At 72.2% G+C, this 26,483-nt stretch carries 22 protein-coding genes and 1 pseudogene; 12 read left to right on the top strand and 11 right to left on the bottom strand.

The annotated features are described in order from the left end of the window. Window positions 1–257: 257 nt before the first annotated feature. Window positions 258–902, bottom strand: a complete 645-nt coding sequence (locus A3IC_RS0116315) for a LysE family translocator (RefSeq protein WP_026218333.1) — start codon at window positions 900–902, stop codon at window positions 258–260. A gap of 150 nt (window positions 903–1,052) precedes the next feature. After that, the gene (locus A3IC_RS54800) at window positions 1,053–1,460 is read right to left on the bottom strand and encodes a MerR family transcriptional regulator (RefSeq protein WP_040876690.1); all 408 of its coding nucleotides are present in this window, start codon (window positions 1,458–1,460) and stop codon (window positions 1,053–1,055) included. 64 nt (window positions 1,461–1,524) lie between these two features. Here A3IC_RS54800 and A3IC_RS0116305 point away from each other — a divergent pair, with 64 nt between their 5' ends. Both A3IC_RS0116305 and A3IC_RS0116300 read left to right on the top strand, forming a co-directional pair. Next, complete coding sequence (locus A3IC_RS0116305; RefSeq protein WP_020551118.1) at window positions 1,525–2,745, top strand: MFS transporter; 1,221 nt, start codon at window positions 1,525–1,527, stop codon at window positions 2,743–2,745. 101 nt (window positions 2,746–2,846) lie between these two features. Beyond that, a complete protein-coding gene (locus A3IC_RS0116300; RefSeq protein ID WP_020551117.1) occupies window positions 2,847–3,626 on the top strand; it encodes an SDR family NAD(P)-dependent oxidoreductase in 780 nt (259 codons plus the stop codon). Window positions 3,627–3,826: 200 nt separating this feature from the next. Here the strand turns inward: A3IC_RS0116300 and A3IC_RS0116295 are convergent, their stop codons facing one another. After that, window positions 3,827–5,770, bottom strand: a complete 1,944-nt coding sequence (locus A3IC_RS0116295; protein WP_020551116.1) for a LamG-like jellyroll fold domain-containing protein — start codon at window positions 5,768–5,770, stop codon at window positions 3,827–3,829. 276 nt (window positions 5,771–6,046) lie between these two features. On the opposite strand from A3IC_RS0116295, the gene A3IC_RS54795 reads away from it, so the two are divergent. After that, a complete protein-coding gene (locus tag A3IC_RS54795) occupies window positions 6,047–6,643 on the top strand; it encodes a GNAT family N-acetyltransferase (protein WP_079026475.1) in 597 nt (198 codons plus the stop codon). Here the strand turns inward: A3IC_RS54795 and A3IC_RS54790 are convergent. Next, the gene (locus tag A3IC_RS54790) at window positions 6,633–7,433 is read right to left on the bottom strand and encodes an MFS transporter (RefSeq protein WP_020551114.1); all 801 of its coding nucleotides are present in this window, start codon (window positions 7,431–7,433) and stop codon (window positions 6,633–6,635) included. The two genes, A3IC_RS54795 and A3IC_RS54790, sit on opposite strands and share 11 nt — an antisense overlap. A 239-nt stretch (window positions 7,434–7,672) precedes the next feature. Between A3IC_RS54790 and A3IC_RS0116280 the strand changes: the two genes are divergently transcribed. Next, window positions 7,673–8,059 carry a VOC family protein gene (locus A3IC_RS0116280; RefSeq protein WP_020551113.1) on the top strand — a complete coding sequence of 129 codons (387 nt, stop codon included), beginning with the start codon at window positions 7,673–7,675 and terminating at the stop codon, window positions 8,057–8,059. 95 nt (window positions 8,060–8,154) lie between these two features. On the opposite strand, the gene A3IC_RS0116275 is transcribed toward A3IC_RS0116280, so the two are convergent. Then, the gene (locus A3IC_RS0116275) at window positions 8,155–9,585 is read right to left on the bottom strand and encodes an aminotransferase-like domain-containing protein (RefSeq protein ID WP_020551112.1); all 1,431 of its coding nucleotides are present in this window, start codon (window positions 9,583–9,585) and stop codon (window positions 8,155–8,157) included. Here A3IC_RS0116275 and A3IC_RS0116270 point away from each other — a divergent pair. Beyond that, window positions 9,584–10,492, top strand: coding sequence for a DMT family transporter (locus A3IC_RS0116270; protein WP_079026471.1), 909 nt, complete (start codon window positions 9,584–9,586; stop codon window positions 10,490–10,492). The two genes, A3IC_RS0116275 and A3IC_RS0116270, sit on opposite strands and share 2 nt — an antisense overlap. A gap of 266 nt (window positions 10,493–10,758) precedes the next feature. Here the strand turns inward: A3IC_RS0116270 and A3IC_RS0116265 are convergent, their stop codons facing one another. Beyond that, complete coding sequence (locus tag A3IC_RS0116265; protein ID WP_020551110.1) at window positions 10,759–11,136, bottom strand: MerR family transcriptional regulator; 378 nt, start codon at window positions 11,134–11,136, stop codon at window positions 10,759–10,761. Between the two features lie 163 nt (window positions 11,137–11,299). Then, the gene (locus A3IC_RS0116260; protein WP_026218331.1) at window positions 11,300–12,064 is read right to left on the bottom strand and encodes an SDR family NAD(P)-dependent oxidoreductase; all 765 of its coding nucleotides are present in this window, start codon (window positions 12,062–12,064) and stop codon (window positions 11,300–11,302) included. Between the two features lie 204 nt (window positions 12,065–12,268). Between A3IC_RS0116260 and A3IC_RS0116255 the strand changes: the two genes are divergently transcribed. Continuing rightward, entirely contained in the window at window positions 12,269–13,321 is a 1,053-nt protein-coding gene (locus A3IC_RS0116255) for a 2-dehydropantoate 2-reductase (RefSeq protein ID WP_020551108.1), read from the top strand. A gap of 111 nt (window positions 13,322–13,432) precedes the next feature. On the opposite strand, the pseudogene A3IC_RS54785 reads toward A3IC_RS0116255, so the two are convergent. Then, window positions 13,433–14,342: pseudogene (locus A3IC_RS54785) on the bottom strand (LysR family transcriptional regulator). Between the two features lie 310 nt (window positions 14,343–14,652). Between A3IC_RS54785 and A3IC_RS0116245 the strand changes: the two are divergent. Further along, window positions 14,653–15,348, top strand: a complete 696-nt coding sequence (locus A3IC_RS0116245; RefSeq protein WP_020551107.1) for a type 1 glutamine amidotransferase domain-containing protein — start codon at window positions 14,653–14,655, stop codon at window positions 15,346–15,348. A gap of 233 nt (window positions 15,349–15,581) precedes the next feature. On the opposite strand, the gene A3IC_RS54780 is transcribed toward A3IC_RS0116245, so the two are convergent. Then, window positions 15,582–17,036: an MFS transporter gene (locus A3IC_RS54780; RefSeq protein ID WP_063744840.1), complete on the bottom strand. Its 1,455-nt coding sequence runs from the start codon at window positions 17,034–17,036 to the stop codon at window positions 15,582–15,584. A 289-nt stretch (window positions 17,037–17,325) separates the two neighbouring features. On the opposite strand from A3IC_RS54780, the gene A3IC_RS54775 reads away from it, so the two are divergent. Next, the gene (locus A3IC_RS54775; protein WP_020551105.1) at window positions 17,326–17,955 is read left to right on the top strand and encodes an ROK family protein; all 630 of its coding nucleotides are present in this window, start codon (window positions 17,326–17,328) and stop codon (window positions 17,953–17,955) included. A 27-nt stretch (window positions 17,956–17,982) separates the two neighbouring features. On the opposite strand, the gene A3IC_RS54770 is transcribed toward A3IC_RS54775, so the two are convergent. After that, on the bottom strand, window positions 17,983–18,828 hold the full coding sequence (locus A3IC_RS54770; protein ID WP_020551104.1) for a serine/threonine-protein kinase: 846 nt from the start codon (window positions 18,826–18,828) through the stop codon (window positions 17,983–17,985). A 640-nt stretch (window positions 18,829–19,468) separates the two neighbouring features. Between A3IC_RS54770 and trpS the strand changes: the two genes are divergently transcribed. Next, window positions 19,469–20,614 (top strand): tryptophan--tRNA ligase, encoded by a 1,146-nt coding sequence (trpS, locus tag A3IC_RS0116225; RefSeq protein ID WP_020551103.1) that lies wholly within the window; start codon window positions 19,469–19,471, stop codon window positions 20,612–20,614. Window positions 20,615–20,668: 54 nt separating this feature from the next. Next, on the top strand, window positions 20,669–21,085 hold the full coding sequence (gene tsaA / locus A3IC_RS0116220; RefSeq protein ID WP_020551102.1) for a tRNA (N6-threonylcarbamoyladenosine(37)-N6)-methyltransferase TrmO: 417 nt from the start codon (window positions 20,669–20,671) through the stop codon (window positions 21,083–21,085). Window positions 21,086–21,302: 217 nt separating this feature from the next. On the opposite strand, the gene A3IC_RS0116215 is transcribed toward tsaA, so the two are convergent. Further along, on the bottom strand, window positions 21,303–22,931 hold the full coding sequence (locus A3IC_RS0116215; protein ID WP_020551101.1) for an MFS transporter: 1,629 nt from the start codon (window positions 22,929–22,931) through the stop codon (window positions 21,303–21,305). Between the two features lie 262 nt (window positions 22,932–23,193). On the opposite strand from A3IC_RS0116215, the gene A3IC_RS0116210 reads away from it, so the two are divergent. Together A3IC_RS0116210 and A3IC_RS0116205 are read left to right on the top strand one after the other, a co-directional pair. After that, window positions 23,194–23,931 (top strand): TetR/AcrR family transcriptional regulator, encoded by a 738-nt coding sequence (locus A3IC_RS0116210; RefSeq protein WP_020551100.1) that lies wholly within the window; start codon window positions 23,194–23,196, stop codon window positions 23,929–23,931. Window positions 23,932–24,312: 381 nt separating this feature from the next. After that, complete coding sequence (locus A3IC_RS0116205) at window positions 24,313–26,442, top strand: MMPL family transporter (protein WP_026218328.1); 2,130 nt, start codon at window positions 24,313–24,315, stop codon at window positions 26,440–26,442. Window positions 26,443–26,483 lie beyond the last annotated feature (41 nt).

Below are 26,483 nucleotides of genomic sequence, written 5' to 3'. Positions count from 1 at the left end.
GCGGCCCCTCGCTCGGGACTTCGTGTCCCTCCGCTTCGCTCCGGGCCACGAAGTCCAAACTGGCGGCTCCGCCGCTCTCCGCGCTTCGCGCGTCGATCACTTGGGTGGGGGTGGGTCGGGGGCGCTGACGCGCCGGGGCGGAGTTGAGCTTGGCGACTTGGGGGAGTTGAGCTGGCGACTCGGGGGAGTCTGATCGCCTATCGCAGCCGACCCACCCACCCACCGCCTCGGCTCGTTGCCGGGTGCGGCGGGGCGGATTACGACTCTGCGGCCATCCGGATGCCCAGCGCCACCATGATTCCGCCGGACGTCTGTTCCAACCGGCGGCGGACCTTGGCGCGGCTCAGCAGCGTGCGCATCCGGCCGACGAACCAGACGTACAGGCTGTAGTAGCCGATCTCGTACACCGCCCAGATGGCGGCCAGCGCGACCATCGTGGGCAGTTGCGGCGCGCCGTGCGGGACGAACTGGGGGAGGAAGGACATCGCGAAGACGGCGGCCTTCGGGTTGGCCAGGTTCAGGGTCAGCGCGGCGCGGTAGGCGCGCCGGCCGCTGCCGGGTTCGGGCTTGGCGTTCGCCTCGCCGTCGGCCTCGGCCGTGGCGAATCCGGTCAGGCCGTCGCGCCGGGCCGAGCGGATGGCCTGGATGCCGAAGCCGATCAGGACCACGGCGCCGACGATGCGCATGATGTCGTACGCGAGTTGGGACGCGGCCAGCAGGCCGGTCAGCCCGAAGGCCGCGGCGAGTCCCCAGATGAAGACCCCGGTCTCGTTGCCGAGCACCGCCAGGAAGCCGGAGCGACGGGACCGCAACGAGTGTCGGATGATCAGGACCGAACTCGGCCCGGGGCTCAGCGCGATGAGCGTGCAGGCGCCCAGAAAGGCCAGGAGGGTATGCGTCATGCCCCGCATCCTGGACCTGTGTCGGGCCCGGATGCCACCGATTTGCCCGGGCCGACTACCACCCGGGCGGCAGCCAGGTGTACGGGTCGGCGGCGCCCTGTTCGGCCGAGCCCGGATCCTTCACCTCCCGGGTCGCGCACGCCGGCGGGATCAGGTCGGGACGGACGGTTCGAGGGTGTGGTCGGTGCTTGGGGGACTGCCGTCGCCCCGTACCGCGTCCAGGTATTCGGCGATCGCGTCGCGGTTGCGGATCAGGCAGTTGACCCGTTCGGTCATCCGGTCGCGTTCCTGTTCCAGGGTGGCCAGCATCTCCGGTGTCGCGTCCGGGAAGTGGATGATGCGGGGCTTGTCGAGGCAGGGCAGGATCTGTTTGATGATCCGGGTCGGCAGTCCGGCGTCGAGGAGCCCCCGGATCTGCATGACCCGGTCGACGCAGAATCCGTCGTAGTCGCGGTAGCCGTTCGGGGAGCGGTTCGCGATGATCAGGCCCTGCTCCTCGTAGTAGCGCAACAACCGGCGTGGAGTGCCGGTGCGTTCGGACAGCTCGCCGATACGCATGTGATCCACCTCACGTCTCGCCGCTTGACCCTCACATCAATGTGATGGTTCGAGCATACGCGGCATGAGAAGTCGAAGCACGACCCCGGCACCCTCCCACACCACGCCGATCGACGACCGGAAGCTGCCGATGGCGGCGCTGTTGGCGCTGGCCACGGCCGTCTTCGTGACCAGCCTGACCGAGACCCTGCCGGCGGGCGTCCTGCCCGCGATGAGCTCCGATCTGGGAGTCGGCGAGTCGGCGATGGGGCAGTCGGTGACGATTTATGCGATCGGTACCGCGCTCACCGCGATCCCGCTGTCGGTGGCCACCGCCGGCCTGCGCCGCAAACGACTGCTGCTGACCGCGATGGCCGGATTCGCGGCGGCCAACACGGTCACCGCCGTCTCCGGCAACTACCCGCTGACCATGGTGGCCCGCTTCGTCGCCGGTGTGGCCGCGGGCGTGGCCTGGGCGCTGCTGGCCGGATACGCCCGCCGCATGGTGCCCGCGCACCTGCAGGGCAAGGCGATCGCGATCGTGATGGCGGGGATTCCGATCGCGCTGTCGCTGGGAGTGCCCGCCGGGACCTTCCTCGGCGACCGGTTCGGCTGGCGAGTCTCCTTCTGGGCGATGACCGTGCTCGCGCTGGTCCTGATCGCCTGGATCGTCGCGATCGTGCCGGACCAGCCCGGACAGCGCCCGGACGAGCGAACTCCCCTACTGCGCACCCTGGCCATCCCGGGCGTGGCGCCGGTCCTGTTCGTCACCCTGGTGTTCGTGCTGGCGCACACCGTCCTCTACACCTACATCGCCACCTACCTGGACCGGCTGGACATGGGCGGCTCCACCGACGTGGTGCTGTTGGTCTTCGGCGGTGCGTCGCTGCTGAGTATCTGGGTCGTGGGCGCCGCGATCCACCGACGGCTGCGTGAGCTGACCATCGCGGCCACGCTGCTGTTCGCCGCGGCGGCCACGATCCTCGCGGCGTTCTCCGACAGCCACGTTCCGGTCTATGCCGCGATCGTGTTGTGGGGACTGGGTTGGGGTGGCGCGCCCACGCTCCTGCAGACCGCCGTCGGCGAAGCGGGCGGTGCCGAGGCGGACGCCGCACAGGCGATGCTCGTCACCCTGTGGAACGCGGCGATGGCCGGCGGCGGCGTGGCCGGTGCGATCCTGCTGGACCTGCTCGGCGCCGGCTCCTTCCCGTGGAGCGTGCTGGTCCTGCTGATCCCGGTGCTCGCGGTGGTCCTCGCGGCCCGCGCCCACGGCTTCCCGGCCCGACACAGGGGCGCGGACGTCTGATCGGCGGCACGAGGACGGCCGAGAAGGGCAGCGGTCGGGGCGGGGGATCGGCCGTGAACCCGCCCCGGCGGCAAGATCGATTCCGGCATTAGGCTGCCGCCATGAGCTCACAGGCATACCTCTCCGAACTGTTCGCGCTGGACGGCCGGGTCGCCTTGGTGACCGGCGGAAGTTCCGGTATCGGCCGCGCCATCGCCGCAGCCTTCGCCCGGGCCGGGGCGAGCGTGGTGGTCGTGGCCCGGAGGGAATCGGAACTGATCGCCACCGTCGCCGAGTTGACCGCCCAGGGCGGCAAGGCGGCCTGGGTGAGCGCGGACCTGGGCAGCCGCGCCGGAGTGCGCACTGCGGCCGAGGCGGCGGTCGAGGCGTTCGGTGAGCCGGACATCCTGGTCAACTCCGCGGGCATCAACCTGCGTCCGCCGATGAGCGAACTCGGCGACGACGTCTGGGACACCACGATGGCGGTGAACCTGGAGGCGCCCTACCTGCTGGGCCAGCGCTTCGGGCCCGGCATGGCCGAGCGCGGCTACGGGCGGATCATCCACGTCTCGTCGCAGCAGGCGCATCGCGCGTTCGTGCAGAGCGGCGCCTACGGCGTGTCCAAGGGCGGATTGGAGTCACTGGCCCGGTCCCAGGCCGAGGCCTGGTCGCCGTACGGGGTCACCGCCAACACGCTCGTGCCCGGGTTCGTGATGACCCCGCTCAACGCGCGACTGTCCTCCGACCCGGAGAGGGTCGCCTCGCTGGCCGCGCGCACCATGGTCGGCCGGAACGGCCTGGCCGAGGACTTCGAGGCGGCGGCGGTGTTCCTGGCGGGCGCCGGCTCGGCCTACGTGACCGGCCAGTCGATCTTCGTCGACGGCGGACTCTCGGTGCACTGACCGGAAGGCCGCACCGACCACACCGAGTGAGCCGGACGGGCCGGGCGGATCGCACCGACCACGCCGGACGGGCCGGTCCCGAGTCGACATCGACTCGGGACCGGTGCGTCCGCATGGCCGGCGGTCCCGGCGGTCCCGGCGGTCCCGGCGGTCCCGGCGGCACCGGTACCGCCGGTACCGCCGGTCACCGCGGGCGTACCTCAGCGGCCGATCATGAACGCGTCCGGCCGCAGCGCACGATCCACGATCCGGACATCGCCGACCCAGGCGTTGAGGGTCTGGTCCAGCTTGCCGTCGTACGCGTAACCACCCAGCATCCAGGGCAGGTTGAGCGTGGTCAGGCCGATCGAGCGGGCCGTCGGGTTGCGCACCACCGGGCAACCGTCGATGTACATCGTGGTCTGCCGGGAGTCGTTGACCACGGCGACGTGCCACCACGTGTCCAGCCGGAGTTCGTGGCCCCAGTTGGTCGACGAGCCGTCGCTGTTCAACGGGTAGACGCACCACTGTAGTTCGCGGCCACCGGACAGACTCAACGTGACGACCGGCTCCTGCGGATCGCCCTGCGGCTTGCGCGCCTCGCCGCTCATGCCCCAGCGGCTGAGCAGCGCCGACCAGGCGTCCCGGCCCCCGTCCCAGTCGGCGGGCAGCTTGAAGAACGCCTCGACCGTGTAGCCGGAGCGGAACGTCGCGGTGTTCAGCGGAGCGCCGTTGGCGGTCTGCAAGTGGCCGCCGCGCAGCGGCGACTTGCCACCGGCGAGCCGGATGCTGCCGTGTCCGGGCTGGTCGGGGTGGAACTGGTGGGACCAGCTGACCGAACCGGCCGCAGCGCCCGGAGCCGGTACGAGGGTGAGGTCGTTGCCGCGCCCGGACAGGTCGGGGAAGCGCCCGCCCCCGGGGATCGGCGCGCCGTCCTGGTGGGAGCCGTCGAAGCGCCAGTAGGCGACCGTGCCGGGCACCACCATGCGCTGGGCCGGGCGAGCCGGGCGCTGGGGTATCGGGGCGAAACGCGCGAAGCGCTGGTCGAAGTCGATCGGTACCGAGAAGTAGTCCTCCGGGCCGGTCAACTCCATCTCGCGGCGCTCGAGTTCGTTCAGACCATGGTTGCTGCGGCCGAGGATCCACGGGGAGAGCGTCTCGACGTCGATCGTGTTGCGGTCGAGATCGAAGTGGTAGAGCCGGATCATCGCGGCGCCGCCGAAGTAGCGGTTCTGGTAGTTGGTGATGTGCAGGTGCACGTCACCACCGGCGTCGTTCTTCTGCGTGGTGCGCCCGGCCGGCCAGTAGTGGCCGTTGAGCGTGAGGAAGATCTGGTCGTTGCCCTTGATCAGGTCGTTCCACAACTGCCTGCCGTGGTCGGAGAACTCCGCCTCCTGTCCCGGTCGGTCGGCGGAGACGAGTTCGTGGCTGGTCAGGATGACCGGCGTGTGCGGGTGGTCGGCCATCACCTTCTTCGCCCACGCGATGCCGGCCGGCGAGGGCCGCCAGTCCAGCGCGAGCACCAGCCACTCGCGGCCCGCGGCGCGGAACAGGTGGTAGGTGTTGTAGCCGTCCGGGGTCGCTCCGCCGAAGGAGCGCCTGCCGCGGAACCGTTGCGGCCCGAACGTGTCCAGGTACGGCGAACGCCCGCGCCGGTCGTCGGTGTTGGAATCGATGTCGTGGTTGCCCGCCAGCACGCTGTAGTCGACGCCCTTGCGGTCGAGCAGCTCGAAAGCCCGGCCGATCCCGTCGAATTCGGCCTTGCGGCCGTTCTGGGTGAGATCGCCCAGGTGTGACATGAAGACGATGTTGTCGTCGCGCGCGTGCTCCAGGATGTACCGGAACGACGCCTCGATCGGGGCGGTGGTGATGCTCGGCTCGTCGAACATGTACTGCGTGTCCGGCATCACGACCAGCGTGAACCGACGGCTGTCGCCGTCCGGACGCCACGCGGGCAGGTGTTGCGCGTCCACCGTCGAGTCGGCCGCCGCAGCGCCGGCGGCGTCCTCGGTACCCGCGGCGGCGGCCGGCGAGGCCGCCACCGCGCCCGCCACGGTGACGCCGGCACCGGCCAGCGCGGCGGAGCGCAGGAACGCCCGTCGCGCGGGTGCGGACAGGGGTGTGACGGGCGGCTGATCGCAGTCGTCGTCGTGCTGCTGACACATGATGGTTCTCCGGCGCCGGGCTGGTTGGGGGCATGCGCACGGTATTGGGTGGAAAACCCATGCAGGTCGTCTGTACCGCCAACAATCGCCGTCGGCCGGGTGAATTCGCAGATCGGCAGCCCTCCGGGGACCCGCCACGGCACCGGCTGCCCTGCCGGTCGCCCCCGGTCGCCACGCCGATCGGTGCGTCGCACGCCGTGGGGCCGATCCGACGAACCTCTTCGGTCGTCGGGAAATGCGCTGGACGACCGGTCGGTCCTCGCCGATGATCCGATGATGACCGAACACCTCGACGATTCCTCGCGCCCGCCGTCCGCCTCACCCGCTTCCGGTCTCGGATCCGCTTCCGAGCAGCGGGTGCGCTGGGTCTACCTGATCGGTCGACCCCTGACTGCCCTGCTGGCCGGTGATTTGGCCGAGGCGCGCTACCAAACCGGGCTGGAACTGCCCGAGTTCTTCGTCTCCGACCAGGCGCGCGGCCTGTGGCGGCGGCGCTTCGAGCAGGTGACCGCCGAACCCGAGAGCGCCCCCTGGGTCGCCCGGGCCGCGGTGTCCGAGCCGGACGGCGCGGTGGTGGGCTACGCCGGGTTCCACGGACCGCCGGACGAGGTCGGCATGGTGGAGATCGGCTACACCGTGGTGCCCGGCGCGCGCCGGCGCGGCTATGCCCGGGCGATGCTGAAGTCGCTGCTGGAGCGGGCGGCCCACGAGCCCGACGTGGCGACCGTCCGGGTCACCATCGCTCCGCACAACGCGGCGTCGCTCGCCACCATCCGGGGTTTCCACTTCGTCGAGGTCGGCGAGCAGATGGACGAGGAGGACGGCCTGGAGATCATCTTCGAGGTGCCGGCCGACCGAATCCTCAAGGCGTGACGCTCCGCGGCGCGACGGGGTCCTCGGCCTCTCGACCCGCTCGCCGAAAGTTCAGCGCGACGAGCACCGCGACCCCCGCACCCACCGCCGCGGCGAACACCGCGGTGCGCAGGCCGTGTGCGATCGCCGCGCGTAGGGCCTCGCCGGTTCGGCCGTCCGTACCCGAGTTGGCGATCGCCACCAGGACCGCGAGCCCCATCGCACCGCCGATCTGCCGGCCGGTGGACGCCATCCCGGACGCGATGCCCTGCTCGTGGCCCGGCACGCCGGTCGCGGCGGCGGCGAACATCGTGGTGTAGACGACGCCCTGACCGAGTCCGAAGACCACCAGACCCGGCACCAGGTCGAGATAGGAGGCGCCCGCCGACATGCCCAGACCGGTCGCGACCACGCCGATCGCGCTCACCGTGAGGCTGACGAGCAGCGTGGACCGTACCCCGAACCGGGTCGCCGACCGGCCCCCGAGCAGGGAGCCGAGCAGCCCGCCGCCCATCGGGACCAGGAAGGCGAAGCCGGTGCGCAGCGCGCTGTACCCGTGCACACCCTGGAAGTAGACGGTGAGGAAGTACGGCAACGTGCCGAGCGTGGCCATGAACAGGAACGCCACCGTCATCCCGGTGCCCAGATCACGGCTCCGCAGCAGCCGCAGCGGCATCAGCGCGTCGGGGTCGCGCCCCTCGACGATCAGGAACACGGCCGGCAGGGCGAGGGCGGCACCGGGGCGAGGCAGGCCCGGGCGGGGGCCGCCGGTGCCGACGCCGGTATCGGTCGTGCGAGCGGAGGCGGGCATGGCGAAGCCTTCCGAGGCGACTGGACGGGAGTTCGCCCGGCCGGACCCGATGCGTCGGGCCCGGTTCCGGCGGTGCCTCGAACGTTGCCACGGTGGTGTGCCGCCGAGGAGCGGAGTGTTCAGCCTGGGACCGCCGATCCCTGGATATCCGGGTCTCTGCCGGCCGCCGGTCGGCCGGTCCACCATCGAGTCGGCCGGAGCGCCGCGAGCACGGCGCCCCCTCACACCCGGGAGCCGACATGCCGATCCACCTCGACCACACCATCGTCCTCGCCACCGACAAGTCGCGGTCCGCGACGTTCCTGGCGGACATTCTGGGCCTGCCCGTCGGCGCGCCGTACGGCCCCTTTCTGCCGATCGGCACCGCGAACGGGGTGACCCTCGACTTCATGGACGGCCCGGCCGAGCAGGTGCGGCCCCATCACTACGCGTTCCGGGTCGAGGAGGACGAGTTCGACGTGATCCTCGACCGGCTGCGCACCGCCGGCGTGACGATCTACGCGGACCCCGGCCGCCGGGTCGCGGGCCGGGTGAACACTTGGGACGGCGGCCGGGGCATGTTCTTCGCCGATCCCGATGGGCACAACATGGAGGTCATCACCCGTTCCTACGGCGGCGGTTCGTGACGATCCGTCGATCCGTCGATCCGGTGGCCGGTCGGGTGGGCACTCGGGCGGACGGCCGCGGCCGGTCGCCGATTGCCGCGGCCCGGCGACCGGGATCAACCCTGCCCGGTGAATGCCCGGCGCAACCGCTCGACGCCCTCGATCAGCCGCTCCGGGCCCTCGGCGTAGGCGTACCCGACGCGCAGGTAGGGAGCCGGCGGCTCCGCGGTGAAGTACGCCGGGCCCGGTGTCACCGCGACACCGGCGTGCAGCGCGGCCGAGGTCAGTGCCGCGACGTCCTGCCCGTCGGGCAGCCGCAGCCAGAAGTGGTAGCCGCCGTACGGCAGTCGGTCCGGGAGAAGTTCCGGCAGCAGCCGCTCCAGCGCGCCGGCCAGCACTCGGCGCCGATCGCGCAGCCCCGCGCTCAGCGCCCGCAGGTGCTGCGGCCAGGCCGGCGCGCCGACCAGTTGCAGGGCGGTTTCCTGGAGGGGGCGCGGGACGAAGAAGCTGTCCACCGTCTGGACGGCGCGCAGCCGCGCGAAGGCCGGGCCGTGGGCGGTGAGCGCGGCCACGCGCAGGCTGGGCGAGGTGGTCTTGGTCAGCGAACGGATGTGCACCACCACGCCGTTCGGGTCATCGGCGGCCAGCGGCGCGGGCAGGGGAGGCGCGTCCGCGTGCACCAGGCGGCGGGAGAAGTCGTCCTCGATCACGAACGCGCCCGCCTCGTGCGCGATCCGCAGCACCTCGGCGCGTCGATCGACGCAGAGCACCGTGCCGGTCGGGTTCTGGAACACCGGCTGGCACACGAACGCCCGGGCCCGGGTGGCCGCGAACGCGTCGGCGAGCAGGTCGGTACGAACGCCGTCGCCATCCATCGGCACCGGCACCGGACGCAGCCCGGCGGCCTGCGCGACGGCCAGTACGCCGGGGTAGGTCGGCGATTCGACCAGCACCGGCGAGCCCGGTGCGACCAGCGAACGCAGCGCCGTGGTCAGGGCGTTCTGACCGCCGGCGGTGATCAGCACATTCGACGTGGAGACCGTGCCGCCGATGTCGCGGGCGAACCACGCGCGCAACTCCGGCAGGCCCTCCAGCGGCGGGCGCTCCCACGCGCCGGGACGGCGGCCCGCGCGCGAGAGGGCGGCGGCGAGCGCGCGTTCGGGTTGCAGGGACGCGTGCAGGTAGCCGCTGTTGAGGTCGACCACCTCGGGCGGGGCCACCGCGAGTGAGGACAACACCCCGGTCGCGTCCGGGCTGCGCTGCGGCGGCAGGCCCGGTTCGGCGCTGAGCGCGACCTCCTGCCACGAGGTGTCGCCGGTCGGCGCGACCGGGCGGCTCGGCGCGGCGCGGTAGACGCCGGCCCCGGGGCGGGTGACCACCAGCCCTTCGGCAGCGAGCGTGGCGATGGCGCGGGACACCGTCACCGGGCTGACCCGATGCCGGTCCACCAGTGAGCGACTGGACGGCAGCTTCTCGCCCGACGAGTAGCGGTTCAGCTCCTGGCGCAGGATGGCGACCAGATCGACGGCACCGCTACTCTTGTTCATGACAGTACAAGATAGCGCTATTCGACCCGCGCCGATAGCGGTCGGCGGTACCGCGCTCGCCGCACTTGCGATCGTGACCTTCTCGCTCAGCTTCCCGGCGACCGTATGGGCCCTGGACGGATTCGGCCCCTGGACGGTCACCGGGCTGCGCGGGCTGCTCGCGGCGCTGTTCGCCGGGGCGGCACTATTGGTCGCCCGGGCGCCGCTGCCCGCGCGAGCGGACCGGCTCGGGTCGGCCGTGATCGCGGTGGGCTGCGTACTCGGCTTCCCGCTGCTCACCACGCTCGCTCTACAGACCTCCTCGACGGCGCACTCGGCGGTGGTGATCGGTCTGCTGCCCCTGGCCACCACGGTCTGCTCGGTGCTGCGTACCGGTGAACGGCCGAGTCGGTCCTTCTGGGCGGCGGCGGTCGCGGGCGCGGTGGTGGTGTTCGCGTTCGCCGTGCAACAGAGCAGCGGCGGGGTCGGCCTCGCGGACGTCTACCTGTTCGGCGCGCTGGGATTGTGCGCGGCCGGCTACGCCGAGGGGGGCCGACTGGCCCGGCACATGCCCGGATGGCAGGTGATCGCCTGGGGCGTGGTGCTCGCCGCGCCGGCCACCGCGCTGATCTCGATACTGGGACTGGCCACCGAGCCGGTCCACCTCGATGCCCGAGGCGTGGGCGGCCTGCTCTACCTGGCGGCCATTTCGCAATTCCTCGGCTTCGTCGTGTGGTACCGGGGGATGGCCGCGATCGGCGTACCGGCGGCGAGCCAACTGCAACTGGGCCAACCGCTGTTGACCCTGGTGTGGGCGGTGCTGATCCTGGGCGAGACGTTGTCGCCCGCAATGCCGATCGCCGCACTCGGCGTACTCGGCTGCATCGTGCTGACCCAGCGGACCAGGTCGACTCCCGACCGGGCCTGATCCGCGTCGACGCGCACCCGGGTCGGCGCGGAGCGGGTTCGGCGCGACCCGCGCGGCCGACGGTGCGTCCGACACCGTGCCGCTCCGCGCGATCGAAAGGCGCGTTCGTCGCCGGCCGCCGCACGCACCGCCGCGGGACCTCGGACGCACCGCCCGGCGACCGCCCGGTCGTCGCCGGTACGGCTGCGCTCGTCCGGCGCCGACCCTTCACCCGGGTACGCGTGCCGGCCGGGCGCCGCAGGCCGTGGCCGGCCCGGGCGGCCGGGTCAGGCCACCGGGCGGATGCGCTGCACGCCGGCTCGGCGCAGCGCCGTCGCCAGGTTGTTCCGAGCCTCGGTCTGGGCGGCGATCCGGGCGTCCAGGACGGCCAACCGGTCCAGGGCGATCCGCACGGCCGAGGCGGACGGGGGCCGCGCGGCGACGTCGACGCCCGCGTCCAGGCACGGGAGGAAGGCGCGCACGTCGTCGAGGGTGAGCCCGACGCCGAGCAGGTCGCGGATCGAGCGGACCCGGGCCACGGCAGCCTCGTCGTAGACCCGATAGCCGTTCGCCGACCGGGCCGATTCGATCAGCCCCGCCTGCTCGTAGTGGCGCAGCGCACGTGGCGTGGCACCGGTCGCCTTCGCCAGTTCACCGATCCGCATCCGGACGCCTCCGATCCCCACCACGATCCCGCCGTGGTGATCCCACCACTCCTATCACGAGCACAGGACTCGACCGGTGCCCCCGATCGAACCGGGCCCGGAGCCGCCCCGGCGGCAAGTCGCCCGCGCCGGGCGCGTGGCCCGTCGGGGGCACCGAGACGGCCTACGCCACGACCGCGCCGCCGTCGACCGGGAGGACCACGCCGGTGACGAAGGAGGCACCGGGAGCGGTGAGCGTCGTGATCGCCCAGGCGACCTCCTCGGGAGCGCCGATCCGGCCCATCGGCGTGTGCGCGAGCTGCCAGGCGCGGATGGCGGCGCGCTGTTCGGGGGTCCAGCCCTGGTGCTCGGCGATCGGCGTGGTGATCGCGCCGGGGGCGACCGCGACGACTCGGACCCCGCGCGGGGCGAGCTCGACGGCCCAGCTCCGGGTGAGCAGTTCGAGGGCGGTCTTGGTCGCCGCGTAGAGCGAGTTGCCCGGCCAGGCGCGCCGGCCGACGGAGGTGGTGATGTTGACGATCACCCCGCCGGCGGCCTCCAGGAGCGGCAGCGCGGACCTGGTGAGCAGGACCGGGGCGATCAGGTTGGTGGCGAGCAGCGGGTCGATCGTCTCCCGGGTGTAGGTGCTCAGGTTGCCGGTGCCGACGATGCCCGCGTTGTTGACGAGGACGTCGAGTCGACCGTGCGTGTCGGTGACGGTGCGGACGATGTGCTCGGCCGCGCCGTCGGCGGTGATGTCGGCGGTGAGCGGGGTGATCCGGTGGTGGCCCGCCGCGGTCTCGGCGAGCGGTTCGGCGCGGCGCCCGACGGCGATCACGTGCGCGCCCTCGGCGGCGAAGGCGTGCGCGGCGGCCCGGCCGATGCCGGTGCCCGCACCGGTGATCAGCACGACGCGGGGTGCCCGGGAGGTGGTGTCATCGAGGTTCATGCCGCGATCGTTCAACCCTGTCGCCAACGGCAGGGTCAAACGATCGTGCGTGCATCGGGGCGGGTGGGAGCGATGTCCGTGCGGAGCCCGGCGGCTCGCATGCCCGGCGCCCGGCACCGGATGCGTCGAACGCGGGTGCGGGTCGAGCGACGTACGCTTGCGGATTGATTCCCTGGCTCTTCCATCCGTAGGCGGAGGCCGTACATGTCCCAACCCGCTCCACGTTCGCGACCCCGACCCCGGATCGCGATCTTTGGTGCCGGCAGCGTCGGCTGCCAGCTCGGTGGCCGGCTCGCCGCGTTCGCCGACATCACCCTGATCGGCCGCCCGGCCGTCCTGGACGCGCTCGCGGACGGGTTGACCGTCACCGGCGCGGGCCGTCCCGCGACGGTGGTAGAACCGGAGCGGCTGACCCTGGCCGAGACGCCGGACGCGGTGGCCGGCGCCGACTTCGTACTGGTCACCGTCAAGTCCGCGGCCACCGCCGAGGCCGGCCGGCAACTGGCCGGTCGCCTCAGCCCGGCCGCGATCGTGGTCAGCCTGCAAAACGGTGTGCGCAACCCGGCCGTGCTGCGGGCCGCGCTGCCCGGGCATACCGTGCTGGCCGGCATGGTCCCGTACAACGTGCTGCGGACCGAGCCCGCGGTATTTCATCAGGGCACGTCGGGCGTGCTGATGATCGACGCCAATCCGCGGGCGATCCCGCTCGTGGACGTGCTGGCCGAGGCCGGCATCTCGGTGCAGGTCCGCGAGGACATGCCCGAGGTGCAGCACGCGAAGCTGCTGATGAACCTGAACAACGCGATCAACGCGCTGTCCGGCCTGCCGCTGCGCGATCAGCTCGGGCAGCGCGACTACCGCGCGTGCCTGGCGCTGTGCCAGGGCGAGGCGCTCATCGCGTTCCGGGCCGAGGGCATCCGGCCCGCCAAGCTCGGCCCCGGGTCCGCCGCGCGCAACCGGCAGTTGCTGGGACTGCCCGATCCGCTGTTTCGTCGGCTGGCCGGTTCCGCGCTGCGGATCGACGCGAAGGCCCGCTCCTCGATGTGGGAGGACCTGCAACGGGGTCGGCGTACCGAGGTCGACAGCGTGCAGGGCGAGATACTCGCGATCGCCGAACGCAACGGACTGACCGCGCCGGCGAACGCGCGCATGATCGCACTGATCCGCGAGGCGGAGGCCGCGCCGGCCGGGCAGGCCCGGCAGTGGAGTGGGCCGGATCTGCTGGCCGAGCTCACCACGGCGGTCGAGGGCTCCTGACCCGGAGACGCGGCCCGGGCGTGACCCGCCGGTGCCGGATGGGCGCGGCGGGCGCCGGCGATGTGATCGGACGGGTGGACCCGGCCCGGCGGACGGCGATCCGACCGCCGCTCACCAGGTGCGGGCCGCCCGGACCAGGTGATCGTGGACCAGGGTCGGATGCGGGTGGTCCGCCGTGCCCGCGCGGCGGACCAGGTAGCCGGTGTTGATCGGCGGATCGTCGGGAGTGAGCAGCGGTACGAGCGCGCCGGACGCGAGTTCGGCCGCGCACAGATAGCGCGGCAGCACGGTCAGTCCCGTGCCGGCGACCACCGCGGCCGGCACACCGCGCAGATCCGGGACGGTGACGGCGGCCCGTTCGGTGAGCCGGGTGCCGAACACGTGTCGCCAGTAGCGGCGGGCGATCGGCAGGTCCTCCGCGTAGCTGACCAGCGGTACGCCGCGCAGCGCTGCCGGACCCTCGACGGCGACCCGGCCCGGGCCGATGCGCTCGGCCCACCGCGGCGCCGCGACCAGCACGAATTCCTCGTCCATCAGCGGGACGGCGGCCGGCGTGCGCCCGCGCGGTCGGGTCGTGGCCAGGACCAGGTCGTACCGGCCCGCACGCAGTCCGTCGAGCAGGTCGTCGGTGAGCCCGGTGGTGATCCGCAGCAGTACTCCGCGCTCGATCAGCGGCGCCGGCGCGGGCAGCGCACGCAGGCACAGGACCTCGGCGGGACCCGGCCGGGTGCACCGGCTCCGCCGGGCTGTCGACGCCGAACCGATCCCCATCGGCCACCTCGGCCGGCGCGTCCAGCGGCTCCGCGACCCGAATCGCCAGGTCGTCCGCGATCGGTGTGGCGGCCACGCCCCGGGGCAACCGTTCGAACAGGGCCCGGCCCAGCCGGCGCTCCAGCGCGCGGATCCGGGTGGTCACCGTGGGCTGGGACAGGCCCGGCACGCGTGCGGCGCCGGTGAAGGAACCGGCGCGATGCACCGCCAGGAACGTGCGCAGCAGGGTCGGATCCAGCGGCCCGCGCATGGCCGAGTCCGGTATCGACCCGCCCCGGTGTCCCGTCCCCGTGACCCATCGGAATCTTCATGGCTCATGGTGGCAAGCCTGTTTGGATCCCGATGGGTGGGCGATCTACGTTCGAGTTCGACGGCGCGACCGCGGGCGGCGTCGACCGGCCGCGATCACTGCCGTGACGGCCGGAGGCGACGATCGAACCGCGACCGGTCGACCCCGCACGACCCGCCCGCGACGTCCGACGACCCGACGATCACGACCCGGCGAAGCGATCAGATGGCGCCGGAGCGCACCCCGCTCCCGGTACCGAATGGAGAAACCCATGGCGAAGATCCTGTTCGTGCTCAGCGGCTCCGACTACTGGACGCTGGCCGACGGCACCCGGCACCCGACCGGCTTCTGGGCCGAGGAAGTCGTCGCCCCGTTCGAGGCGTTCACCGTGGCCGGCCACGAGATCGTGGTCGCCACACCCGGCGGCGTGACGCCGACCGTCGACCGGGCGAGCCTGGCGCCCGAGGTGAACGGCGGCCCGGACGGGGTGGCCGCGGTCGCCTCCGCGCTGGAGCGGTTCAGCGCGCTGCGCTCGCCGATCGACCTGGCCGACGTCGACCCGGCCGAGTACGCCGCGGTCTTCTACCCCGGCGGCCACGCGCCGATGGAGGACCTCGCGGTGAACGCCACCTCGGGCGCGCTGCTCACCGCGGTGCTCGACTCGGGCAAGCCGCTGGGCGTGGTCTGCCACGGGCCGGCCGCGCTGCTCGCCACCGAGCGCGCCGACGGCACCTCGCCGTTCGCCGGCTACCGGCTGACCGCGTTCACCAACGCCGAGGAGACTCAGGCCGGCTTGGCGGACAAGGCCGTATGGCTGCTCCAGGACCGTCTGGTCGCCCTGGGTGTCGACTTCCGGGAGGGCGCTCCGTGGGTGCCCAACGTGGTCGTCGACCGCAACCTCTACACCGGCCAGAACCCGGCCTCGGCCGCCCCGCTGGCCGCGGAAATGGTCAAGATCCTGAACTGACCGGGGCGGCGGCCGGGAAATCCGCCGGGCGGTCGCCGAATCGGCGACCGCCGATCCGCCGGTCGCCGAGCCCGCCGCCGCGCCGAACGGTGGCTCGCTCGGCCGGGTCGGCGTCGGTGATCCCGATACCGCCCCGGCTCGGGGCTTTCGTCGCCTTCTCCGGTGCGTTCGAGGCGGTGTGGCCGGCCGCGGAACGCGCTGCCGTGCCCTCGGCCGGGTGCTGTGTCCGGGCGTCATCGGTCCTCCTTCGGCAGCGGCGAGGTGGCGGACACCGCACCCGAGGGTGAGATGGCGACCGGAGCCGACCGTGCGTCGATGCCACCGATGCCGGGGGCGGCCTCGGCGTCCGTGCCGCGCGGGACGGACGAGGGATTGAGCAGCCGAGCCGCCGGGATCAGGATCGCGGCGAGCACGGCGACGACGGCGAACGACGTGCCCAGCGACGCCCGATCGGCGATGCCGCCGACGATGGCGGGTGCGATCAGGCCGGACGTGTAGGTGACGGTGGCCACCCCGGCGATGGACTGACTCGGGTCCTCGCCGGTACGTCCGGCCGCGGCGAAGGTGAGCGGCAGGACGGCGGACACCCCCACGCCGAGCAGTGCGAAGCCCGAGGCGGCAGGCAGCGGGGAGTGCGCGGTGGCGACCAGGGTCGCGCCGATCGTGGCCAGGACCGCGCCCGCCTGAACCGTTCGGGTCACCCCGAACCGGTCCACGATCGCGCCGGAGAGCAGCCGGGCGACGGTCATCGTGCAGGCGAAGCCGGTGAAGGCCAGCGCCGCGACGCCGGGGGAGGCGCCCGCGACCTCCCTGAGGTGTACCGCGCTCCAGTTCGCTCCGGCGCCCTCGGCGAAGACCGCGCAGAAGCCGACCGCGCCGATCGCGAGTACCTTCCGGGACGGCAGTGTGAAGCGCGGCGGGGCCTTGGCGCCGGCCGCGGGGCGCGCGTCGAGCAGGTTGCGGCCGGCGATCCAGCCCACCGCGGCGAGCAGCACGGCAAGCCCGGCCAGGTGTACGCGGGCATCGAGTCCGGCGAACGCGGCGGCCGCGCCCAGGCCCGCGCCGACCAGCGCGCCGGCGCTCCACATCCCGTGCAGCAGCGGCAACGTCGAACGGCCGACCCGCTGTTCGACCACGAGCCCCTGGGTGTTCATCGCCACGTCGGACATGCCCGCACCCACGCCGTACACCAGCAGCGCCGCGCACAACCACGGCAGTCCGGGGGCGGACAGGGGCAGCAGCGGGACCGCGCACCACAGCGCGATCAGGCAGCGCAGCGCGGTCCGCCCGCCGTGCCGGTGTACCAGCGACGCGGCCAGTGGCATCGCCAGCGAGGCGCCGACGGCGGGCGCGGCCAGGGCGACGCCCAGTTGACCCGGGCTCAGGTCGAGGTGCTCCTGAAGCCAGGGCATCCGGGACGCGAAGCCGCCGCCGACCGCGCCGTGCACGGCGAAGATCAGGCTCGCCGCGATCCGGGCCCGGCCCGCTTCGGCCGCTTCGGCCGCTTCGGCGGCTCCGGCGGCTCCGGCGGCTCCGGCGGTGGACGGTAGCGCCGTCGCGACGGGCGGGGTCTCGGAAGAGGTCGGCGGGGCCTCCGGCGGGCGTGGCGGTGTGGGGGCCGGTGGTGTGGGGGCCGGTGGGGCGACGGGCATGCCGGTGGCGTCGTGGGACGCGCAGGTCTGCGTCATGGTGCGATAAATTATCAGGGAGGGTTCCTGAAAGAAAGACTTCCGACCGGCCGTACCGCCGCGACCGGCGCGTTGACCGTGGCGCCGGGACGTGATTCGGCCCTGGTCCTGGCCGACGTGCTCGACGTGCTGGACGCCACCGCGGCCCGGGCCGGCGCCGACACGCTGCACACCTTCGGTATCGGTGCGCCCGGCCTGATCATCCGGTGTCCGGCAATCTGGGTGCGGCCGATTTCCTGCCCGGCCGCACACCCTCCTGGTCGCCGCCCTCCGCGAGCGCGGCCGGCTCGTGCCGGAGAACGAGTCCGACCTCGCCGCCATCGCCGAACACCGCCTCGGCACGGCCCGGGGCCTGGACACGTTCGTGCCGGCCTGGCTCGGTCAGGGCATCGGTGCGGGGGTGATGCTGGATGGCCGACTGCGGCGCGGAGCCTCCGGTGGCAGCGGTGAACTGGGCTTCCTTCCGGTCCCGGGTACCGGCCGGCTGCCCTCGCGCGGTGACGGCTCGGGCGGCTTCCACGGCCTGGTCTCGGGTCTGGCGATCGAGGAACCGGCCGCCCGGCACGGCTTCGCCGGGAGCGCCGAGGAGTGTGTGCGGGCGGCGGCCGAACAGGTCGGTTCGGGGCGGGACGCGGGCGGCGCGGTGGCGCTGCCGGACGAACTCGCCGACCGGGTCGTGGTCGGTATCGCCGCGCCGGCGGTCATCCTCGACCCCGGCCGCGTGGTGCTGGGCGGCGCGACCGGGCGGGCCGGCGGTGCGGCGCCGGCCGATCGGGTCGAGGCCCGACTCGCCGAGGTGTCGCCGCTGAGCACGCGGGTGCCGGCGGCCACGGCGCCCGGCAACGCGATCCTGGACGGTGCCGTGCCGACCGCGCTCGACGCTGCCCGCGACGACCTGTTCGGCGGGTCGGGGCGCTGAGTACGGCCGCCCGGTGTGCTGTGCGGGTCAGACCCGACGGCTGCCGGAGAGCAGGCCCGCGGGCGCGACCGCGCACCACGCGTCGAAGAGTTCGGTGACGTTCGCATAGCGCTCGGCCGGGTCGCGCCGGGTCGCCCGCTCGACCACGGCGAGTTGGGCCAGCGTGCCGCGCCAGGCCCGCTCCTCGTCGCCCGCGTCCAGCAGCAGGCGCAGGGTGCGGCCGAGCAGGAACACGGTGCCCGCCCGGGTGACCAGCGCGCCGCGGCGGCTGTGCTCGGGCGGCATGTAGCGGGTGGACCCCGACAGCCGGGCGGTGTCCAGCACGAACGGCGCGCTGCGGTATTCGTCCAGGTCGATCAGGTGCACCCGGCGGGCGGCGAAGTCGTAGAGGACGCAGCCGTCGTACCAGTCCACCCCGACGTAGCCGGCCGCGTCGATCAGGCGGTGCGCGTCGAGGATCGCGTCCAGTGCCGCGTGCACGTCATCCAGCGGCAGCGCGCGAAAGCGGGCGAGCGGCGAGGCCGCGCCGGTGCGCAATTGCTTGCCCGCGCGCTTGACCGTCGAGTGATACAGCACCTCGCCCGCGTGCCACGGCCCCACCGTCACGGGGATGCCGTTGGCGGTGAACGAGTGCAGCACCGGCACGATCGCCGGGTGCCGGACGTGCGCGTGCAACTCGATCGCGCGGCGCAGGCACAGCGCGGACGCCGCGTTGGGGCCGGTCTTGACGAACCAGTTGCCCTCGGCGTGCACACCGTAGGAGACCGCACCCGAATCCTGGTCGCCGAAGGTCGTGTGCACGGTTCCGATCGAGCGCAGGAAATCGGCCGGATCCTGCGTGGTGTCGATGGCGTCGAGCAGTGGGTGCGGCACGGCGGTGGGCCTTTCCTGGCGGGTGTTCCGGACCCGCCACCCGGGGTCGGCAGCGTGGACGGATCGAGCCTGTGGGCATCGGGTCCTTATAGGCGACGGTAGCGCCCCAGGGAAGGCCGATGGGGCGTTTTCGGCGGAAGCCCCGCAGATGAGGGGCCTGTCGGGGGTGGCCGGGGGCGCAAAGTGAACAGGATTTCGGGGGATCGTGTCGGGAAACACGGTAATTGTGCGCAAGCGCTCAACGGCCGGCGCGGGGCGCTGCGCGGCGGCCATCAGTTCGCCCGTCGTGCCGCCGAACCCGTTCCGGGCCGGCAGGATCCGACGTCGACGGCCGCCACCGTGCCCCGGGCAAGCACGAACACCTCGGGCCCGCCGCCACTCCGAAGCCCGTCGACCCGACGATGCAGTGAAGCCCGCCCGACCACGCGCCCATCGCGACCGGGTCGGGCGGGTCTGTCGTCGGGAGAGGGGCGGTATGGTGGGGGGATGTTGTGTGCAGGGGGTTCGAGTTGGTGGCGCTCCACTTAGGGGCGACCATCGTTTTTGCATGGGTCGTTCGGACGGACGGCCCTTTTTTGTGCCCTGGTTCGGGGCGGTGCCGTCGGGACGGCGACCGACCTGTCGACCAGGAGAAGAGATCATGAACGGCACACCGAACAGCGCGGCCGACGCGACTGTCACAATCCCCGCGACACCGGCCGCCTCGGCGGACTCGATGGATGTCACGGATGTGATCGGGACGAGCGCCGCGCAGGCCCGAAGTGTGGTGCTCGAAGAGCGGATTCGACGTGAACCCGGGGCTTTTCGCGTACTCACCGGAGACCGCCCGACAGGACGCCTGCACCTGGGCCACTACTTCGGCACCCTGCACAACCGGGTGCGCCTGCAGAACCTCGGCGTCGAGCAATACCTGATCATCGCCGACTACCAGGTGCTCACCGATCGCGATGTCGCGGACCACCTGGTCGAGTACGTCGAGGGCCTGCTGCTCGACTACCTGGCCGTCGGGATCGACCCGGACCGGACCACAATCTTCACGCACAGCGCGATCCCGGCGCTCAACCAGTTGTTGCTGCCGTTTCTCAGCCTGGTCTCGGTCGCCGAGTTGAGCCGCAATCCGACCGTCAAGGACGAGATCGCGCACTCGCGACAGGCCGCCGTCAGCGGGTTGATGTTCACCTATCCCGCGCACCAGGCGGCCGACATCCTGTTCTGCAAGGGCAATCTGGTCCCGGTCGGCCAGGACCAGTTGCCGCATCTGGAGCTCACCCGCACCATCGCCCGCCGATTCAACGACCGCTACCCGGCGGGCGGACGACCCGTCTTCCCCGAACCCGAGGCGCTGCTGTCGGCCGCGCCGCTGCTGCTCGGCACCGACGGCACCAAGATGAGCAAGAGCCGAGGCAACTCGATCGCCCTCGCGGCAACGGCGGACGAGACGGCCAAGCTGATCCGGGGCGCCAAGACCGACGCCGACCGGCACATCACCTACGACCCGACGACCCGTCCGGAGGTCTCGGGCCTGGTCCTGCTGGCCGCGCTGTGTCAGGACCGGGACCCGCACCGGGTCGCGGAGGAGATCGGTACGGCGGGCGCCGCCGCGCTCAAGCGCACCGTCACCGAGGCGGTCAACGAGTTCCTGGCCCCGATCCGGGCGCGTCGAGCCGAGTACGCGCGCGACCTCGGCCAGGTCCGGCGCATCCTGCACGCGGGCAACGAGCGGGCGAACGCGGTGGCCGACGCGACGTTGCGCGAGGTGCGAAGCGCGATGATGAGCCTCTACTGAGCGACGATCCGCCGGCGGCACGGCCCGGCGGCTCGCAACGAGGAGGTGGTCCCGATGGCCCGGGACGTGTACACGGTGCGACCCATCGGCAGGGTCGAATCGACGCTCGTGGACCGGAGTTCGGCACCCCGGCAGGCCGACGAGGGGGCGCCCGACGCGTGGCTCGTGTTCGAGGAGGAGGTGCGCGCGGGACTCGGCGACCTGCGCGCGGGCGACGAGGTGGTCCTGCTGACCTGGCTGGACCGGGCCGGCCGCGACGTGCTGAGCGTGCATCCGCGCGGTGACCGGGAGCGGCCGGCCACCGGCGTGTTCAGCACCCGCTCGCCGGACCGGCCGAACCCGATCGGACTGCACCGGGTCGTGCTCACCGCGGTCGACGGCCTCAGGCTGCACGTACGCAATCTCGAAGCGATCGACGGCACCCCGATCCTGGACGTCAAACCCGTCCTCGGCCCGGGGTCCGAACGCTGACACACACCCGCCACCGGCGGTCGCACAGCCGGGACGGGAGCCCCGAGCAGGCCCGCTCCCGGCATCCGCCCCGCGACCGCCGAGCCGCGCGGTGGTCCGCCCGCGCGGCCGGCCCGGCCGCCCGGCCACCGCGCCCCCGGGCGACCGCGCCCCCGTGCCCCCGGGCCACCTTGCCCGGCCCGGCCACCGCACCCGCCCAACCACCGCACCCGCCCGCTCAGGCCGCGACCTTCGCCAACGCGCCCGCTTCGCCGCCCACCGCCGCCCGGGGCCGATCCCGCATCAGACACGCCACCAACACCGCCGACCCGAGCAACATCGCCGAGCCGGTCCACAGCGCCAGGTGCAGGCCGTCCATGAACGCCGTCGTCGCGGCCTCACGGACCACCGTCGGCGCACCGCCCAGGTGCCCGATCCCGCCGCCACCCCCCGACGTGGCGGCATCGACGATCCGGCGCGTGTCGTCCGCGGGTACCCGCGCGTCGGCCAACAGTTCGGTCAACCGGCTCGACAGCCGCCCGGTGAGCACCGCGCCGAGTGCGGCGATGCCGACCACGCCACCCAGTTCGCGGGCGGTGTTGGTGACCGCCGACGCCATGCCGGCCCGGGCCGGTTCGACCCGCGACATCACCGCGACCGAGATCGGCGTGAAGCACAACCCCATGCCCGCGCCGAGGAACGGCAACACCCAGAAGAATTCCACGTAGGACACGTCCGCCCCGTAGAAGGAGAGCCCGCCCAGGGCGACCCCGCACAGGGTCAACCCGGCCACGAGCGGCACGCGCGGCCCGATCCGGCCCGCCAACTGCCCGGAGATCGGCGCCGCGATCATGATCGCCAGCGTCGACGGCAACGACGCGAAGCCCGCCTCGGTCGGCGTGTACCCGAGCACGTCCTGCATGTACAGGCCGAGGAAGAACAAGGCGCCGAACATCCCGAAGCTCACCGCGAAGCCGCCCCACATGGCGGCGCCGATCACTCGGTCGCGCAGGAAGCCGAGGTCGAGCATCGGTTGCTCGACCCGCAGTTCGACACAGACGAAGGCGATCAGCGCGACCACGGCCAGGGCGGCGGCGCTGAGTACGAGGGCCGAGGTCCAGCCCTGGGCCGGGCCCTCGATCAGCGCGAATACCAGCGCACCGACCGCCGGTACGCCCAGGAGCAGTCCCGGCACGTCGAAGCGACTGCGGCGTTCCGCGAATTCGGGGAGGACCCAGGCGCCGATCACGATCCCGGCGATACCGACCGGCACGTTGATCCAGAACACGCTCGCCCAGCCGAACGTGTCCACCAGTGGGCCGCCGATCGCCGGGCCGAGCGCGAGCCCGGCGCCGGAGACCCCCGACCAGATGCCGATGGCGCGGGCCCGCTCCCGGTCGTCGGTGAACACGTGTCGAATGATCGACATGCTGCCGGGCAACAACAGTGCGCCGCCCACACCCTGGATCGCGCGTCCGGCGATCAGCGCCGTGAGCGAACCGGCCAGCGCGCAGGCGATGGATCCGGCCGTGAACACGCCGAGGCCGATCAGGAACACGCGGCGCCGGCCGTATCGGTCGCCCAGGGTGCCGCCGGTCAGCAGCAGCGCGGCGAAGACCAGGCTGTAGCCCTCCATCACCCATTGCAGTCCGCTGACCCCCGCGTCGAGATCGCGGTCGATGCTGGGCAGCGCGTTGGACACCACCACGTTGTCGAGCATGGCCACGAACAGCGCGACGCACAGCGTGGCCAGGATCAGACCCTTGCGCGGCGTGCCGTCCCGCGCCGGTGCGGCCGGGGCGGTGCCGCCCGGCGTGGTCGAGGGGGGTCGCGCTCCCGGTATCGGACCGGGCGGATCGTGCGCCATTGTCGCTCCCTAACAGTGTTAGTTGTTGTCTAACGGTGTTAGATTGCACTCCGCCGGGCATCGACGCAAGAGGATTGATCCGGATCCGGACCCCGGCCCGGACCCCGGCCCGGACCCCGGCCCGGACCGGGGCGCGGATCCGGATTCGGGTCCCGGGGCGGAAACGCTCCGAATGCGGAAGAGGAATGACCTGAATCCGTAGGAGGATCGACCCGACGAGGTCCGCGGCAACACCCGCCGGGGTCGACGACAAGGAGTGGGCATGACGGGCAAGGGCCGGGCGCCGGCGGACGGCGCGCGACGGCGGCCGGCGGTGACCCTCGACGCGTTGGTCCGGGCGGGACTGGTCGTGCTGGAGCGCGACGGCCTCGATGCCCTGTCGATGCGCTCGGTGGCGGCCGAACTCGGCGTGCGGGCACCGTCGTTGTACTGGCACGTGCGGGACAAGGAGGAACTGCTCGACCTGCTCGCCGATGGACTGCTCGGGATCGGTGTCCCCGCATTGCCGCCGGTCCGCGGCGACTGGCGGGTCGAACTGCGCGATCTGGCCTGGGCGTTCCGTAGCTTTTTGAACCGCAGGCGGGACTCCGTACGGGTGCTGATGGGCCGTTTCCCGTCCGGCCCCGGGATGGCCGCGGTGATGGAGCACCAACTCGCGATGTTGGACCGGGCCGGGTTCGGCCGGCAGGACGCGGCGTACATCACCTACGGCCTCAGTACGCTGGTGACCGGGTTCGTGTACGGCGAGCAGCGACCGATCTCGGCGGCGGTGGTCGCCGGGGTGCCCGTCCGCGAGGCGGTGACCGCGATCGGCGACACGATCGCGGCCTTCCCGGCGGACACCTATCCGCACCTGGTGGCGACGGCGCGCGAGCTCACCGGTCCGCACATCGACGAACGATTCGAGTTCATCCTCGAACGGTTCCTGGACGGCCTGGCCGTGCTGCCCCGGAATCCGAAGCGCGACGGGGGAGGGACAACCGCGGCCGAGGACGTCTGACCGACGGGTGACACCCGACCAACGGGTCGGCCGATGCGGTGGCTGCGGTTCGCCTCGTCGTCCGACCGCCGATATGCCCTTCCGATTCGGCGAGTTCACCATGTATTAACCCGCCCTGTGCCCAACTGGGGGTTAATCGGTGGACGGTGGGAGCGTCCATCGGGGACAATCCGCCGTCGGACTGCCGGCAAGCGATGAGTTTCGGGGCGCTGGCCAGTCTGAACTCCTGTATGCAACACAGAAAATTCGACACCGACCGGTTGGCTCCGGGAGGGGTCGCGGACAGTCTCGATCGCCCGGTCACGGAGCCGGCGTAGAGCTGACTCCATGTTGTCGATCGACCGCTGCTTCCTTGGAATCAGCCCATCAGCTGGGGGATACATGAACCGGATCAAGGCGCTTGCGGCGTTGCCGTGCGGGCGTCGATCCAAGTGGGTCGTGCTTGCTTTGTGGTTGGTGTTGCTCGTTGCGGCAGCACCGCTCTCGGCCAAGCTGACCGACGCTCAGAACAACGAGGTCTCGTCGTGGCTGCCCGCCGAGGCCGAGTCCACGAAGGTGATCAACGAACAGAAGGACTTCCGCCCGGACACGACGGTGCCCGCCGTCGTGGTCTACGAGCGCGCCTCCGGCCTGACGCCGGACGACACGAAGGCGATCGCCGACGACCAGGCCAAGTTCGGCACCGCCAAGGGGGTCACGAACAAGGTCGAGGACGCGCGGTTCGAACCGAACAACAAGGCCGCGCAGGTCCTGGTTCCGATCACCATCAAGGACGGTGGCTGGAACGACCTCGGTGACGCGGTCGACGAGATCAAGAAGAGCCTGAAGGACAACCCGGACGGGCTCAAGTCGTACGTCACCGGCCCGGCCGGGCTCGGCGCGGACCAGGCCGCCGCGTTCGAGGGCATCGACGGGACGCTGTTGTACGCGACCCTCGGCGTGGTCGTGCTGATCCTGCTGTTCACCTACCGCAGCCCGGTGTTGTGGCTGCTCCCGGTGATCTCGGCGGTCGCGGCGCTGTTCACCGCGCAGGCCGTGGTGTACATGTTCACCAAGGCCGGCCTGGTCGTCAACGGCCAGAGCGCGGCCATCCTGACCGTGTTGATCTTCGGCGCGGGCACCGACTACGCGCTGCTGCTGATCGCCCGCTACCGCGAGGAACTGCATCGGTACGAGGACCGGCACGAGGCGATGGCGGCGGCGCTGTTCCGCGCCGGACCGGCGATCGTGGCCAGCGCCGCGACCGTCGGCGTCGGCATGTTGTGCCTGATGGCCGCGGAGATGCAGTCCACCAAGGGCCTGGGCCCGGTCTGCGCGCTCGGTGTGGTGGTCGGCCTGATCGCGATGACCACGCTGCTGCCCGCGCTGCTCGTGATCGTCGGCCGCTGGGTGTTCTGGCCGGTCCGCCCGGCCTACGAGCCGGACGCGATCACCCACGACGAGAACGGCATCTGGGCCAAGGTCGGCCGGCAGATCGCCCGCGGCCCGCGCCTGGTGTGGATCGTGACCGCGATCATCCTCGGCGTGATGACGATCGGCCTGACCAACCTCAACGGTGACGGCATCGCCAACAAGGACTCGTTCACCGACAAGCCGCAGTCGATCACCGGCCAGGAGATCTCCGAGCGCTACTTCCCGGCGGGCTCCGGTGACCCGATCGTGGTGATCGGCCGTGAGTCGGCCGCGACCGCGCTGATGCAAAAGCTCCAGACGACCCCCGGGATCGCTCCCGACGGAGTCCGCCGGACCGGCACGGCCAACGGGCGGGTGCAGATCGAGGGCGTGATGAGCGCGTCGCCCGACTCGGCGGCGGCCAAGGACACCGTCAAGCGGGTTCGCACCGCGATGCACGCGGTCCCGGACGGCGCGGCCAAGGTCGGCGGCGGCACCGCGACCCAGATGGACGTCGCCAAGGCGTCCGAGCACGACGACAAGGTGATCATCCCGCTCATCCTGCTCGTGGTGCTGATCGTGCTCGGGCTGCTGCTGCGGGCGGTGATCGCACCGCTGGTGCTGATCGCCACCGTGGTGTTGTCCTTCGCCGCGGCGCTGGGCATCAGCGTGTTCACCTTCGAGCACCTGCTCGGCTTCAAGGGCACCGACGTGGGCTTCCCGCTGTTCGTGTTCGTCTTCCTGGTGGCCCTGGGCATCGACTACAACGTGTTCCTGATGAGTCGGGTGCACGAGGAGTCGAAGAAGCACGGGACCAGGCGCGGCGTGCTGATCGGCCTGTCCGCGACCGGTGGCGTGATCACCTCGGCCGGCCTGGTGCTGGCGGCCACGTTCGCGGTGCTCGGCACGCTGCCGATCGTCGCGTTCGCCGAGATGGGCTTCACCGTCGCGCTGGGCGTGCTGCTGGACACCTTCATCGTGCGCTCGGTCCTGGTCACCGCGCTGGGCCTGGACATCGGCCGCAAGATCTGGTGGCCGAGCAAGCTCGCGCAGCACCCGGACGAGGAGGAGCCGAAGGCCGGCGGCGACGGCGACCGCGAGGGCGTCCTGGTCGGCTGAACCGGCAGGGCGCCGATCCGTTGATCGGGGCCCGCTGATCG

It is taken from the genome of Embleya scabrispora DSM 41855, from assembly GCF_000372745.1.
Lineage (GTDB): Bacteria > Actinomycetota > Actinomycetes > Streptomycetales > Streptomycetaceae > Embleya > Embleya scabrispora.
The sequence above is the reverse complement of the archived record's forward strand: the minus strand, read 5'-3'. Positions and strand labels throughout refer to the sequence as shown.

Coding starts and splice junctions, on each gene's coding strand:
- A3IC_RS0116315 (WP_026218333.1), bottom strand. CDS start 902: ATGACGCATACCCTCCTGGCCTTTCTGGGCGCCTGCACGCTCATCGCG.
- A3IC_RS54800 (WP_040876690.1), bottom strand. CDS start 1,460: ATGCGTATCGGCGAGCTGTCCGAACGCACCGGCACTCCACGCCGGTTG.
- A3IC_RS0116305 (WP_020551118.1), top strand. CDS start 1,525: ATGAGAAGTCGAAGCACGACCCCGGCACCCTCCCACACCACGCCGATC.
- A3IC_RS0116300 (WP_020551117.1), top strand. CDS start 2,847: ATGAGCTCACAGGCATACCTCTCCGAACTGTTCGCGCTGGACGGCCGG.
- A3IC_RS0116295 (WP_020551116.1), bottom strand. CDS start 5,770: ATGTGTCAGCAGCACGACGACGACTGCGATCAGCCGCCCGTCACACCC.
- A3IC_RS54795 (WP_079026475.1), top strand. CDS start 6,047: ATGACCGAACACCTCGACGATTCCTCGCGCCCGCCGTCCGCCTCACCC.
- A3IC_RS54790 (WP_020551114.1), bottom strand. CDS start 7,433: ATGCCCGCCTCCGCTCGCACGACCGATACCGGCGTCGGCACCGGCGGC.
- A3IC_RS0116280 (WP_020551113.1), top strand. CDS start 7,673: ATGCCGATCCACCTCGACCACACCATCGTCCTCGCCACCGACAAGTCG.
- A3IC_RS0116270 (WP_079026471.1), top strand. CDS start 9,584: ATGACAGTACAAGATAGCGCTATTCGACCCGCGCCGATAGCGGTCGGC.
- A3IC_RS0116275 (WP_020551112.1), bottom strand. CDS start 9,585: ATGAACAAGAGTAGCGGTGCCGTCGATCTGGTCGCCATCCTGCGCCAG.
- A3IC_RS0116265 (WP_020551110.1), bottom strand. CDS start 11,136: ATGCGGATCGGTGAACTGGCGAAGGCGACCGGTGCCACGCCACGTGCG.
- A3IC_RS0116260 (WP_026218331.1), bottom strand. CDS start 12,064: ATGAACCTCGATGACACCACCTCCCGGGCACCCCGCGTCGTGCTGATC.
- A3IC_RS0116255 (WP_020551108.1), top strand. CDS start 12,269: ATGTCCCAACCCGCTCCACGTTCGCGACCCCGACCCCGGATCGCGATC.
- A3IC_RS0116245 (WP_020551107.1), top strand. CDS start 14,653: ATGGCGAAGATCCTGTTCGTGCTCAGCGGCTCCGACTACTGGACGCTG.
- A3IC_RS54780 (WP_063744840.1), bottom strand. CDS start 17,036: ATGACGCAGACCTGCGCGTCCCACGACGCCACCGGCATGCCCGTCGCC.
- trpS (WP_020551103.1), top strand. CDS start 19,469: ATGAACGGCACACCGAACAGCGCGGCCGACGCGACTGTCACAATCCCC.
- tsaA (WP_020551102.1), top strand. CDS start 20,669: ATGGCCCGGGACGTGTACACGGTGCGACCCATCGGCAGGGTCGAATCG.
- A3IC_RS0116215 (WP_020551101.1), bottom strand. CDS start 22,931: ATGGCGCACGATCCGCCCGGTCCGATACCGGGAGCGCGACCCCCCTCG.
- A3IC_RS0116210 (WP_020551100.1), top strand. CDS start 23,194: ATGACGGGCAAGGGCCGGGCGCCGGCGGACGGCGCGCGACGGCGGCCG.
- A3IC_RS0116205 (WP_026218328.1), top strand. CDS start 24,313: ATGAACCGGATCAAGGCGCTTGCGGCGTTGCCGTGCGGGCGTCGATCC.